The organism is Saccharibacillus endophyticus, assembly GCF_013185185.1.
Lineage (GTDB): Bacteria > Bacillota > Bacilli > Paenibacillales > Paenibacillaceae > Saccharibacillus > Saccharibacillus endophyticus.
Genome location: NZ_JAAZWE010000006.1, coordinates 337,111 through 349,880, shown reverse-complemented (window position 1 = coordinate 349,880; position 12,770 = coordinate 337,111). Strand labels below are relative to the sequence as shown.

Genomic DNA, 12,770 nt, shown 5'->3' with positions numbered 1-12,770 from the left:
GAGGAGTGGACGGTTTTGAAAATCGGAATTATGGGCGGAACGTTTGATCCGATTCATATCGGGCACCTGGTTGCCGCTGAAACCGTGCGCGAGGCGCTTGATTTGGATGAAGTCTGGTTCATGCCTTCCCATATCCCTCCGCACAAAGCCGAGGCCGGATTCTCCAGCGACGAACGATTGCGCATGGTGGAATTGGCAATCAGCGAACAACCTGCTTTTCGGACATTAGATATTGAGCTGCGCCGCGGAGGCGTGTCGTACAGTGCCGACACGATGGAGACGCTGACCGGCCAATATCCCGATGATGATTTTCACTTCATCATCGGGACGGATATGGTCAACTATCTGCCGAAGTGGGAACGAATCGAAGACCTGGCGAAAATGACTCGTTTTGCCGCCGTCGGTCGTGCCGGTTACGTGCTGGACAGATCCGTGCTTCCGGAAGCGTTGGTCGAGGTGATCGATCATGTCGATATGCCGCAGCTCGAAATCTCTTCAACCGAGATTCGCGAGCGGTTGAAAGACGGGCGTTCAGCCCGTTATCTCGTACCGGACAAGGTCTATGATTATTTGCAAAGGAGCGAAAATCATGCGACTTAAGCGCGAAGAACTGATTGAGCATGTATCGTCGCAGATGCCGGCCCGCAGATGGCGTCATACGCTTGGCGTGATGCAATCGGCAATCGAATTGGCCGAGCGCTACGGTGCCGATCCCGCTCGGGCGGAACTTGCCGCGATCATTCATGACGTCGCCAAATATTGGCCGGTGCAGCGTCAGGCCGCGGTGATTGCCGATAACGGACTCGATGCCGACCTGCTCAACTACGATGCCCCGATGTGGCATTCGGAGGTCGGCGCTTATGTGGCAGAGCACGAGTACGGCATCGAAGACCGCGAAGTGATCGATGCGATCCGTTATCACACGTCGGGGCGCGAAAACATGACGCTGCTCGACAAAATTGTATGCCTGGCCGACTATATAGAGCCGGGGCGCGATTTTCCGGGTGTGGATCTGATTCGGGAAAAAGCGCAGCTTAGCCTGGAAGAAGGATTGATCGCCGGATTCGACTCGACGCTTCGCGTACTGGTCGAACGGGGACAAACGATATTTCCGACAACGGTACTGGCCCGTAACGATCTGATCCGTCAGCTTGCCCAGCGCGAGCAGGCGGGACAGGCAAAGCCGGTTGCCGAAAATAGGGGAGGATAACGAATGAGTGTAAAACCAAAAGAACTGCTTCACCTTGCGACGGAGGCCGTTGCGGAAAGAAAAGCAATGAACGTAGTCGCGTTGGATCTGACCGGAATCTCGCTTGTGGCCGATTATTTTGTCGTGTGTCACGGTAATTCCGATACTCAAGTCCAAGCTATCGCGAACGAAGTGCGCAAACGCGCAAACGATGCCGGCGCGCCGATCCGCGGCATTGAAGGCATGGACTCCGCACGCTGGGTACTGATCGATCTCGGCGACGTGATCGTTCATGTGTTCCACCGCGATGAGCGCGAATATTACAATATCGAACGCGTCTGGTCGGACGCGAAAGTGGTGGAAACGGTATGAGTCTCGAAGCCGGTACAATCGTCAAACTGAAGGTCGCACGCGAAGTGTCGCCGCACGGCTTTTTCATGACAAACGGCGAGGAAGAAGTGCTGCTTCCGTATACGGAACGCACGGGCAACATGAAATTCCGCAACGGTCAGGAGACGGAAGTTTTCATTCATCACGACTCCGAAGACCGCCTGATCGCGACGATGAAAAAACCGCTGCTGACGTTCGGCGAGATCGCCGCTCTCGAAGTCGCTGATATTCACCCTCGTCTTGGCTGTTTCTTGGAGATGGGGCTGGGTCGTCAGCTTTTGCTGCCCAAGCGCGAGCTGCCGGAAACGCCGGAACTTCAACCCGAAGTCGGCGACCGGATCTATGTGCGGATGGACCGCGATAAGCAGGGACGTTTGCTTGCCCGTACATCGGGCGAGGAAGAGTTGTCGCCGCTGTGCTTCAACGCTCCGGAATCGTGGAAAAATCAGTGGATGAAAGCGACTGTGTACCGCCCGCTTCAGATGGGCACGTTCGTGATCATCGAAGGCGGCGTATTGGGCTTCGGCGCAATCGGTCTGATCCATTCCTCGGAACGTCCGCGTCCGCTGCGTTTGGGTGAAGTGGTCGATGTCCGCGTCACGCGGATTCGCGAAGAAGACGGCCGCGTCAATCTCTCGATGGCGCAGCCGAAAGAGATCGGCATGGACGAGGATGCGGAGAAGATTTTGGCTTATATGCGTACCCGCGAAGGCAATGCGATGCCTTACTCGGACAAGACCGGACCGGATATCATCAAGCTTCGCTTCGGCATCAGCAAAGCCGCGTTCAAACGCGCATTGGGCCGATTGATGAAGCAGGGCCTGATCGAGCAAGACGAGAACTGGACGCGTTTGAAATCGTCCGAAGAATCTTCTTCCGATGCGGAATAATAGCTAAAAGAATACGAACGGCTCGCTTCCGGGAAAGGAAAGAGCCGTTTTTTTATGGAGAAAATCCTCTAGAAGATACAAGTTGAAACGGAAGGGGACTGAAGATGTCTTACGGAAAATTTGCATACGTATACGATGAGTTAATGCAGGACATGCCTTATGCCAAGTGGCAAAGATTTACGCTCGAAGCCTGGAAAAAGTACGGCAACCCGAGTGAGGTCGTCGAATTGGGCTGCGGAACGGGCACGCTGACCGCGATGCTTGCCGAACAGGGATACCGAATGACGGGGATCGACTTGTCGGAGGATATGTTGGCTGCGGCACGCGACAAAGCGGATGATCGTCCGATGCTTCAGGGACTGCTTCGCAGCGGAAGTCTTCGTTTTGCTTGTCAGGATATGACGGAATGGGCCGCACCCGAGCCTGTCGATTCGGTTATTTCGTTTTGTGATTGTTTGAATTATTTAACCGAAGAAAAGCAGATCGAAGATACCTTTCGTGCCACCTACGAGGGTCTGAAGCCCGGCGGAACCTTTTTGTTCGACGTCCATCACCCGAATACACTGCGCCGTTATGAAGAAGAACAACCTTTCGTATTGGATGAAGGCGATATCTCGTATATTTGGACTTGCGGATTAGACGAGGAACGCGTGGAGATCGAGCATCATCTGCGTATTTTCGTGCGTCGACAAGGCGATTCGAATACTTCGAAGGATATCTATGATCGTTTCGACGAATTTCACGTTGAACGTGCTTATGATCCGCAATGGCTGCGCGAGGCACTGCTGCGTGCAGGCTTTTCAACCGTAGAAACTTACGCGGATTTTGAATGGGAAAAACCTAACGACGAGTCGGAGCGTTTGTTTTACGTGGCGGTCAAGTAGGAGGGGAATAATGAGAACGATTGCGATATCCGATATTCATGGACATGCTCGAACGCTGATCGCACTCTTGGAAAAGATTCATTACGAACCGACTCAAGACCGATTGTACCTGCTCGGCGACTATGTGGACGGAGGCCCGGATTCTCTGGGCACCGTCCGCATGGTCATGGATTTATGCGCTCAAGGAGCCGGAAATACGCAAGTACTCGGCGGTAACCACGATGAATTGTTTTTGAACTGGTTAGACGGCAAAGAACACCGCCTTCTGCCCTAGGCCAAAAATCGAACCGGCGGTCTGCAAACCATCACCTCGTTCTGGCCGGGATTCGCGGCGCAGCAAGACCAAGCTCAAGCCCGTTCTGCTATCCTGCATCATTATGCGAAAGAAATCACGTTCCTTCGTACGCTGCCAGACTGGCTGGAAGACGATCGGCATATCTACGTTCACGCCGGCATCGATCCGAAACAACCCGACTGGAAATCCACCTCCGCACGCGATTTCCGCTGGCTCCGCGGCCGCTTCCACCGCGCCGACGGCACTTTAAATACAAACAACCGAACCGTCATCTTCGGCCATGACGCCTGCTCCAACCTGCACGGCAACCCTGGCCTCCATAGCCCTTGGTTCGGCTCCCAAATCATCGGCATCGACGGAGGCATTAAATTCGGCGGCCACTTGAATGCCTTGCTGATCGATGAATCGGGCATTTTCACTTCAGCAAGCCTGCCCAGCATTGATTAGAGATATAAGTAGTGACAAATTCGAGGCAAACTCAATCCCTTCAAATACGCACATACATACAAATTTGAATTTAAATGATTAAAACATCCAAACCAAAAAGCCTTCCCTTTAACTCTCGGGAAAGACTAATGGTTTGAAAAGTTCTTATTCGTACGAAGCAATAGGCGAAGAGGGAAATTCAGTGAAAAACGCCTTTGAACGCGGAAAGCCGGAGGCTTTCTGCGTGAGACAGCGTTTTGTGAAGCATTTCGAAGAAATGCACTTCGGAAGCATACGCTGGCAATTTCCCCCGCAGCCCCCCAGCTTCCTCCAACGAATAGGCCCTTTTCACAAACCGTTCGTCAAAATCAACGTCGCCCCCGCCAAAGCCATCATCCCCGCCAACCGACTTAGCGTCAAAAAAGACGGATGCGGCTCCGAATGTTCTCCAGCTGGTTTCCCGTACCGAATCCGCCAAACGAACTGCGGTGCCAGCACGTTCACTGCCCCAATCGCAATAAGAATCAGAAAAAACAGGAACATGATGCCGATCAGCTCCTTTCCGGCAAACGAATACGTCATCTCGGCATAATACGTATTACACCTTTACCCGAAACGACAGCCTTGTGTCTTCGTTATACGCGGAAAAAAACGAAAAGTTTTTGTCGCTTGATCGGTTGGGTTTACTCGTAGAACAGCAAACGTTTGGCGTACGCGTTCCGAAAATCGCTCGGCGTCAACCCGACGATCTTTTTAAACGCTTTCATGAAGTTGTGGGAATCGGTATACCCCAGCTTGACGGAGACTTCGCTGATATTTTGGTTCGTATCGGTGAGCAAGTATTTGGCCAGTTCCATTTTTTGCTGCAAAATGTACTGTTTGAGCGAGACGCCCGCGATCGAGGAGAAGAGATGCGACAGGTATTTTTCGTTATACCCGAATACTTCCGCGATCTGCGATACCCTGACAGGCTCGCCGCGGTTCCATTTGATGTAATCGACGATATCGTGATAAAGCTGCTCCTGCCGAGTCTTTTTGACCATAATGGAGTCGGTGTGAAAAAGTTGGTTATACAGTTCGCATAGGATGACGGTGGACATGTAATTGTTGAGCGACGACATATCGTAGCTGCGTACCGAATCCTGAAGCTGCTTCATCATCACGATCATTTTCTCCAGGCTTTTCAGTTTCCCGTAACGGGGAAGAATAATCTTCTGATCTTCCTTGCGAGGCAATCCTCCCGTCGCATCCACGGTGACCACGTTCTGCTCTTTCGAAGAAAAATGCAACCAGTAAAAACTGCACGACGATACCTTATAGCCGTATTGCTGAGTAGAAGGCGGAAGCAGCAGATATTCGCCTTCGGCTACCGTGAATTGCTGCGAGCCGTCGGCCAAGTACAGCACGCCCTCCGTCACGACCATCAATTCATAGTCCATCAGAGTCCGGCTCAAATGAATCCAGTTGGCGTCGGGCGCGACGAATTTACCGGTAATCGCAAGCTCGACCGGAGTGTCTACAGATAGTTCGTACGCAATCATCAAAGCAGAGCCCCCTTTGTCTGATTTTGTCCTTTTTTCGCATGGCTTCCCTAATTTAAAGCTAACACAAAACCCCTCGCCCGACTAGATACCCTCCCTTACAAACCTAACCTTTTGACACTTATTCGAACTTTAAACTATTTGTAAGACCGTCAAAAGCGATTAATCTAGAGTCATCAAATCGATTTGAAAGCGGATTCAAAAAAGTATCGAAAATGAAAAGGGGGCCGTGAAGGCGGACGGAGAAGCGTTATATACATATACTTTTATGCTTCTCCGCGTCAATTCGGCAATCAAAAAATGGAGGGAATCGGAATGAAAAAAAGCATGTCGATTCTGGCAGTTCTGGCACTTGGAGCAGGTCTGTTGTCGGGTTGCGGAGGTTCGGATGAAGGAAGCAGCGACAGCGGGAAGACGACGCCGGACGGCAAGGTCAAGCTGACGGCGATCATGACCAAGCACCCGCTGACGCAGGAATTTTCCAAAATGGAATGGCTGCAAAAAGTCGAAGAAAAAGCGGGCGTCGAGATCGAATGGCAAGAAGTCAGCGCGGACTGGGGTCAGAAAAAAGGCGCTCTGCTCGCAGGCGGCGATATCCCGGATCTGATCATCGGGCCGAACGCGATCACGGATGCCGACTATGCGCAGTTCCCGGGGTTGTTCGAAGACATGACGCCGCTGATCGCCGCGGATGCCCCGAATGTCCAAAAGATGTTCGACGAAAAGCCGGAAACGAAAGCGATCGCGACGCAGCTTGACGGTAAAATCTACGGTTTGCCGAAGTATCAGCGCTTCTGGCCGGAGACGACGACGCGCCAATTTATCAACAAACAGTGGTTGGACAATCTGGGACTGAAAGAACCGACCGACTGGGATGAATTGTATGACGTGCTGGTCGCGTTCAAGGAAAAGGATGCCAACGGCAACGGAGACGCAAACGACGAGATTCCGATGGACTTCGCGCCGAGCGGCACGGGCGGCTTCGGGGCATTCATGCCGACGGTACTGCTGGGCAGTCAGGGAATCACGCTCACCGACAACAGCGGCCAAGGCTATTTCGTGGAAGACGGCAAAGTCAAAAACTTTTTCACGGACGAGCGTTATAAAGATTTGGTCGCGTTCCTGCATAAGTGCTACGCGGCCGGCCTGATCAACACCGAAGTATTCACGCAGGATTATACGAAGTATCAGTCGATTGCGCGCGGCAGCGGAGACACGGCAGCCGTCGGCTTCACGTGGGGTTGGGAAGTAACCGACCGCGTCGGCAACACGTTGGCGCCGCAGTACGAATCGCTCGCTCCGCTGAAAGAAAACGCAGGCTCGAGCGATCAGCTGTCCTGGACGTACGACTATAACTCGCTGAACTACGGCGTCAACATGGTCTCGCTGGCGTCCACGTCCAAAAACAAAGATGCCGCGATGAAGTTCATCAACGAGCTGTACGATCCGACGGTCAGCATGCAGGTGCTGTTCGGTTCGATCGGCACCAACATCGAAGACAAAGGCGACGGCTCTTACGCGGTGCTGCCTCCGGAAGACGCGGCGATGGACCCGGGCACATGGAAATGGACGACGACGTGGGCGGACAACGGTCCGATGTACATCGCGGATTCGCTCAAGCTGGAGCTGGGCACGGACATGCAGTCGGTCGGCGCGCAAACGGAACCGCTTAAAGCGGCGCTGGACGGCATCGACAAAGAAAAAGACGTCCTGCCGAGCATGTTCATCAAATACAGCGTCGAGGATAACAATGCGATGACGCTGAACAACACGGCCATGCTGTCGCTGACGATGTCCAAATGGGCGGAATGGATTACCACGGGCGGCGTCGAAGAGCAGTGGGACGAATACGTCGGCAACGTGCAAAAGACCGGTATCGACAAAAATATCGAGATCATTCAGAAATACTATGACGAATACATGAGCACGCATTAAAAAGTTATTACCATGACCGCTTAAAATGTTAGATTACGATCCTCGAAAACCCGCTTGAACCGTGCGTGTTTCCGATGAACGCAAACCTTAGATTTGATGCGGTCAAAGTATTAGGAGGCCGTTTTCGTCCATACGAAGGCGGCTCCCGTTTTCGCGAAAGGAGAGACCTGCCGAATGGTTCCCAAAAATCCTTACGAAAATCCGGTTAACCTGCGGGCCTATAAAAAGAAAAAGCCGACGGTAATCAATACGTTCCGGCGCGATTACCAGTTGTGGATCATGATTTTGCCCGCGATCGTCGTTATTTTCATTTTCAACTATATTCCGATGTACGGCATCCAGCTCGCGTTCCGGGATTATAACTTCGCCAAAGGGTTGACCGGCGGCGAATGGCGCGGTTTGTTTTATTTCAAGCAATTTTTCGAAAGCTATCAATTTGCGGATTTGATGCGGAACACGGTCGTGATCAGCCTGTCCACGGTCGTGCTCAGCTTCCCGGCTCCGATCATTTTGGCGCTGCTCATCAATCAACTGCGCTGGAAACGGGCGAAAAAAGCGCTGCAAACGACTGTTTATCTGCCGCATTTTATTTCGATCGTCGTTATGGTCGGCTTGCTGAACGTGCTGCTGTCCCCGAACTCTGGCGTTATCGGCCATATTCTTCAGTCGATGGGGTTGGGCGACGTCAATCTGCTCGGTTCCACGTCCACTTTCGTTCCGGTATACGTCTTGTCCGAGATCTGGCAGCATTGCGGTTGGAACAGCATCATTTACTTGGCGGCGCTGTCGACCGTTGATCCGCAGTTATACGACGCTTCGAAGATCGACGGGGCAAGCCGCTGGCAGACCATCCGCAATATCGAGATTCCGGCGCTGATACCGACGATCATCATCTTGTTCGTGCTCAGCATGGGCAGCGTGCTCAGCACCGGGTTCGAAAAGATTTTCCTGATGCAGAACTCGCTTAACCTTCCGGTATCCGAGGTCATCTCGACTTACGTGTACAAGATCGGGATCGTGAGCAATCAGTTCAGTTATTCGGCCGCGATCGGACTGTTCAATACGCTGATCAACTTCTTCTTCCTGTATACGATGAACCTGATTGCGAGAAAAACGTCGGAGACCAGTCTGTGGTAACGCGGACGGTCTCGCGAAGAAAGGAGCGAACGGCTCATGCAGCTCGTACAAAAAAAGCAAAAAACAGTCGCGCATAAACGAAATTTCGGAGAGTGGATGTTCGATGCGGTCGTGTTCGCGATTTGTCTGTTAATCTTTCTCAGTATCGTGTATCCGCTCTATTTTGTCGTCATTGCTTCGATCAGCAACTCCACGCTCGTCTCCACGGGGCAGGTGACGATCTTCCCGAAAGATATCAGTTTCTTCGGTTATTCGGAGATATTCAAAGATCAGCGGATCTGGACGGGGTACGGGAATACGATTCTGTATACGGTACTCGGAACGGCAGTCAATCTGCTGTTCACGCTGCCCGCGGCATACGTATTGTCCAGACAGGAATTCCGCGCCAGACGGTTTATTATGTTCGCTTTCGTCGTGACATTATTCTTCGGCGGCGGCCTGATTCCGACTTACCTGCTGATGAAAGACCTGCACCTGCTCAATACGATGTGGGTGTTCATCCTGCCGTTCAGCGTCAACGTGTACAACCTGATCATCGCCCGTTCCTTTTTCGAAAGTTCGATCCCGAAAGAGCTGTACGAAGCGGCGGCGATGGACGGCTGTTCGCATTTCCGCTACTTCGGTTCGGTCGTTCTTCCGCTGTCCAAAGCGATCGTGTCGGTTATCGGCCTGTATTATCTGGTCGCGCATTGGAACGACTTTTTCACCGGCCTGATCTATATCCGCAGCAACGATCTTCAGCCGCTTCAGATCGTCCTGCGCGATATTCTGCTTTCTAACCAGGTGTTCTCCCAGGGGGCGGGTTCCGGCGGCGCGGCGGGCGGTTATGCGCAGCAGTATGCCGACCAAGTCAAATACGGCGTCATCATCGTATCGACCCTGCCGATCCTGCTCGTGTATCCGTTCCTGCAAAAGTATTTCGATAAAGGCGTCATGATCGGTTCCGTGAAGGGTTAAGAGCAGATGCTCCCGCAAGTGGGAACATGAGCCGAGCAAAACGGAATATCCGTCATGAAAAAGGCATCCGGCCTGTAGGCCGGATGCCTTTTTTAGCGTATGGTGCATTCATTTCGCCGACAGGGCATCTTCGCTGCTTTCGTCGTTCGGGAATTCGTTTTGATGTACGTTGTACATGACGCGTGCCAGCATGTGCTGGCTATAATTGCCGAAATTTCGTCCGAATAATGTCAATCCGTGCTTGTTGACGTTTTCTTCCGTAACGGCGATGCGGAAGGTCAATTCGCTGCGATAATCGAGACGGATGTCTTCCAACGTTACGTCGGAGATGCGACAGCCGTCGATAAAACTTCCTTCGCTATTGATCCGGATCAGCTTCAGCATGCCGTACTGGTTAAGATGCGGCGGCCACCAATCGGGATTGAACGTGCCGCGCACGTCGCCGAAATCGCCGGGACTGATCCAACTGCCCAATTCGATTCCGTTCATGGAGAAATGAATATCCGACGGATAGTAGTTATTATAGCCGGGCGCTTCGGAACCGATCTCGAGCGACAATTGAATCTCGCGGAAGGTTTGGTTCGCTTTCAAATAGTTCGGAATGCGGTATTCCAAAAAACCTTCGGCCAGCCAGATAATTTCGGCATGGATTCGCTGCGGATCGGCAAAGTAGCGGGGATCGTCGAAATCGCCTACGATGCTGTCTTTGGTCGCGAGGCCGCAGGTCGGCAAAGCTTTGTAGTCGCTGTAGTGCCCGACCTGAATTTCGACTTCGTACAGATTGTCGGCTTCTTTGCTTCGCAGATCGACCATTAGTTTGTCTTTGTTCAAATAACAAAGTTTTTGAATGCCGTGTTTGCCGCCGGTCGTTCGAATCTCAATCAAGCCGCAGTCTTCGAGCTTTTTGATATGCAAAGTAACGGCTCCGTTGCTGAGTCCCAATTTTCGCGCGATTTCGTTCAGGTTCAATTCTTCGTTTCCGGACAGCAGTTGGATAATCTGAATCCGGATTTCGGAACCGAGCGCTTTGAAAATATCGATGCCGCTCATCAAATCTTTAATATCGATCATTGCCTTTTCCCCGCTTTCGCATGTATTTCCGTACCTTTTATTGTTTTACATTATTATAAACCGAAAACGGTACTAATCCTAACTGATCCTCCTTCGCCGTTGATTTTTCGAAACAATTGCGAAAAATTTGCGTTTTGAGCGTTATACCTTTAAAAAAAACTGAAACTAACAACAAGGCATCCGACTCTTTTCTTGAAAAAGAGAAGATAAAAAATACAAATTAACCTTTAGGTTTATCTAAAAAGATTTAAACTTTACTGTTTACAAGCCGGAAACGGTATGATATTTTAATTTTGCAAGCGGATACATTCAGTATAACATAAATCATTTTAGATTATACTGAAATAAAAAGAGTTTCACAAAAAAGTACCAAATCGTTGCAATTCGGATTGTCCGCGAGAAAAAGACCGGATCCTCATCATTTTTTACATACCCGATCCGAACTATTCAAAAGGAACGCTCCGAAACCCTGCATGCCGCTTCACCGGATGCGCGACGTGCCCGACCGATTCGTTCGCTTTCGCCGCGAATACGAACTGCCGGGAAGGGGATGTCGTTTTCGGAAGGAACGCCGCACCAGTTACGAACACATTAGAATCGGGAGGGTCAAACATGAAGAAAAAAGGAATCGTATCATTGATGCTGCTGTCGCTGCTTTTGTCGCTGCTTACCGCCTGCGGAAATTCGTCTTCGACCAATGCATCGGGCGAACAGTCGGTGATCGACGCCGGAGCCGGCGAAGGGGCAACGGAATTGTCCTATTGGACATTCGTCGAACTGCACGGCAAGCACTTCGAGAAAATGCTGGAAAAATGGAATGCCGAAAACCCGGATCGCCAGATCAAGCTCAACGTTACCGTTATGCCGTACGACGATATGCACAACAAACTCTCGATCGCGCTGCAAACCGGAACGGGAGCGCCCGATATCGCCGATATCGAATTGGGTAAATTCCCCGACTTCCTCAAAGGTACTCCTCAACTTGAACCTCTGAACGACGTTATCGATCCTTACCGCGATACGATCGTCAAATCCCGCATCGATATTTACAGCAAAGACGGACAAAATTACGGCATTCCGACGCACGTCGGAGCTTCGGTCGCGTTCTACAATACGGAAATTCTCGAAGAAGCCGGAGTCGATTACACGAAGATCGAAACGTGGGACGACTTCAAAAAAGCCGGCGAACAAGTTTACGAAAAAACAGGCAAATACATGGGTACGGCCGACACGAGCGCCGCTTGGCAGGAATCGATGATGCTGGCTCAGCAGGGTTCCGACTTTACCGATGCCGACGGCAATCCGCAGGTCAACACGCCGGAAATGGTCAAAGGCCTGCAAATTCTCAAAGATCTTCAAGACGCCAACGTCATCTCCACGATCGCGGGCGGACAACCGGATACGGAAGAAGCTTACGGCGAATACAATTCCGGAAACTATGCAACCGCATTCATGCCGCTGTGGATGATGTCCCGCTTCACGAACTACATGCCTGACCTTGCGGGCAAAATCGCGATCGCGCCGATTCCGGTCATCGAAAAAGGCATGCCTCGTTCGGTAGGCGGCGGCGGCACGGGTACGGTCGTCACCAAAACGGCGAAAGACGTTCAGTTGGCCAAAGACTTCCTGGCTTACGCCAAATTGTCCGAAGAAGCGAACGTGGAAATTTGGAACACGCTCGGCTTCGATCCGGTCAACATGAAAGTTTGGGACATGAAAGACGTGACGCACAATCCGGAAAACGAGTTCGTGAAATACTTCAAAAACAATCCGTTCGACGTCTTGAACGAAATCCGCGACGAAATCAAATACGTCAAATCGGTTCCGGCGTCGCCGACGATCAATAACGTATTCTGCACCGTGACGTTGAACGAAATTTTCGAAGACGGCAGAGACATCAAGGAAGCGCTGGACGACGCGCAAGCGCAAATCGAACAGGAACTGCAATAAGCCAAGCCCGAACGCGAAAACAGGTTTTCCATTTTGACGAAGCTCCCGCCCGCCGTTCCGCATTTTCCGGGGCAGCCGGGACGGGAGCGCGTTTATAAAGAAGGT

Annotated in this window: 13 protein-coding genes; 10 read left to right on the top strand and 3 right to left on the bottom strand. The window is 51.6% G+C overall.

What is annotated here, in order from left to right; all coding sequences use genetic code 11:
• Positions 1 to 15: 15 nt before the first annotated feature.
• The 6 genes from HRQ63_RS21330 to HRQ63_RS21305 all read left to right on the top strand — a co-directional run bounded on the left by HRQ63_RS21330 (position 16) and on the right by HRQ63_RS21305 (position 3,627).
• Positions 16 to 600 carry a nicotinate-nucleotide adenylyltransferase gene (locus HRQ63_RS21330; RefSeq protein ID WP_172247179.1) on the top strand — a complete coding sequence of 195 codons (585 nt, stop codon included), beginning with the start codon at positions 16 to 18 and terminating at the stop codon, positions 598 to 600.
• Positions 590 to 1,210: a bis(5'-nucleosyl)-tetraphosphatase (symmetrical) YqeK gene (yqeK, locus tag HRQ63_RS21325; protein WP_172247178.1), complete on the top strand. Its 621-nt coding sequence runs from the start codon at positions 590 to 592 to the stop codon at positions 1,208 to 1,210. The genes HRQ63_RS21330 and yqeK overlap by 11 nt, the downstream gene beginning before the upstream one ends.
• 3 nt (positions 1,211 to 1,213) lie before the next feature.
• On the top strand, positions 1,214 to 1,561 hold the full coding sequence (gene rsfS, locus HRQ63_RS21320; RefSeq protein ID WP_172247177.1) for a ribosome silencing factor: 348 nt from the start codon (positions 1,214 to 1,216) through the stop codon (positions 1,559 to 1,561).
• Positions 1,558 to 2,469: a CvfB family protein gene (locus HRQ63_RS21315; RefSeq protein ID WP_172247176.1), complete on the top strand. Its 912-nt coding sequence runs from the start codon at positions 1,558 to 1,560 to the stop codon at positions 2,467 to 2,469. The genes rsfS and HRQ63_RS21315 overlap by 4 nt, the downstream gene beginning before the upstream one ends.
• A gap of 104 nt (positions 2,470 to 2,573) precedes the next feature.
• On the top strand, positions 2,574 to 3,353 hold the full coding sequence (locus tag HRQ63_RS21310) for a class I SAM-dependent DNA methyltransferase (RefSeq protein WP_172247175.1): 780 nt from the start codon (positions 2,574 to 2,576) through the stop codon (positions 3,351 to 3,353).
• 10 nt (positions 3,354 to 3,363) lie between these two features.
• Entirely contained in the window at positions 3,364 to 3,627 is a 264-nt protein-coding gene (locus HRQ63_RS21305) for a metallophosphoesterase (RefSeq protein WP_172247174.1), read from the top strand.
• A gap of 795 nt (positions 3,628 to 4,422) precedes the next feature.
• On the opposite strand, the gene HRQ63_RS21300 is transcribed toward HRQ63_RS21305, so the two are convergent.
• Positions 4,423 to 4,617 (bottom strand): DUF6199 family natural product biosynthesis protein, encoded by a 195-nt coding sequence (locus tag HRQ63_RS21300; RefSeq protein WP_172247173.1) that lies wholly within the window; start codon positions 4,615 to 4,617, stop codon positions 4,423 to 4,425.
• Positions 4,618 to 4,757: 140 nt separating this feature from the next.
• Entirely contained in the window at positions 4,758 to 5,615 is an 858-nt protein-coding gene (locus HRQ63_RS21295) for an AraC family transcriptional regulator (RefSeq protein WP_172247172.1), read from the bottom strand.
• 315 nt (positions 5,616 to 5,930) lie between these two features.
• Between HRQ63_RS21295 and HRQ63_RS21290 the strand changes: the two genes are divergently transcribed.
• The 3 genes from HRQ63_RS21290 (at position 5,931) to HRQ63_RS21280 (ending at position 9,644) form a co-directional block, all read left to right on the top strand.
• Complete coding sequence (locus HRQ63_RS21290; RefSeq protein ID WP_172247171.1) at positions 5,931 to 7,550, top strand: extracellular solute-binding protein; 1,620 nt, start codon at positions 5,931 to 5,933, stop codon at positions 7,548 to 7,550.
• A gap of 279 nt (positions 7,551 to 7,829) precedes the next feature.
• Positions 7,830 to 8,687, top strand: a complete 858-nt coding sequence (locus HRQ63_RS21285; RefSeq protein WP_371873201.1) for an ABC transporter permease — start codon at positions 7,830 to 7,832, stop codon at positions 8,685 to 8,687.
• Between the two features lie 96 nt (positions 8,688 to 8,783).
• Positions 8,784 to 9,644, top strand: a complete 861-nt coding sequence (locus HRQ63_RS21280) for a carbohydrate ABC transporter permease (protein WP_371873200.1) — start codon at positions 8,784 to 8,786, stop codon at positions 9,642 to 9,644.
• Between the two features lie 108 nt (positions 9,645 to 9,752).
• Here HRQ63_RS21280 and HRQ63_RS21275 read toward each other — a convergent pair whose 3' ends face one another.
• Positions 9,753 to 10,715, bottom strand: a complete 963-nt coding sequence (locus HRQ63_RS21275) for an ArsR/SmtB family transcription factor (RefSeq protein ID WP_172247169.1) — start codon at positions 10,713 to 10,715, stop codon at positions 9,753 to 9,755.
• 612 nt (positions 10,716 to 11,327) lie between these two features.
• On the opposite strand from HRQ63_RS21275, the gene HRQ63_RS21270 reads away from it, so the two are divergent.
• Entirely contained in the window at positions 11,328 to 12,665 is a 1,338-nt protein-coding gene (locus HRQ63_RS21270) for an ABC transporter substrate-binding protein (protein WP_172247168.1), read from the top strand.
• The last annotated feature ends 105 nt before the right edge of the window (positions 12,666 to 12,770 follow it).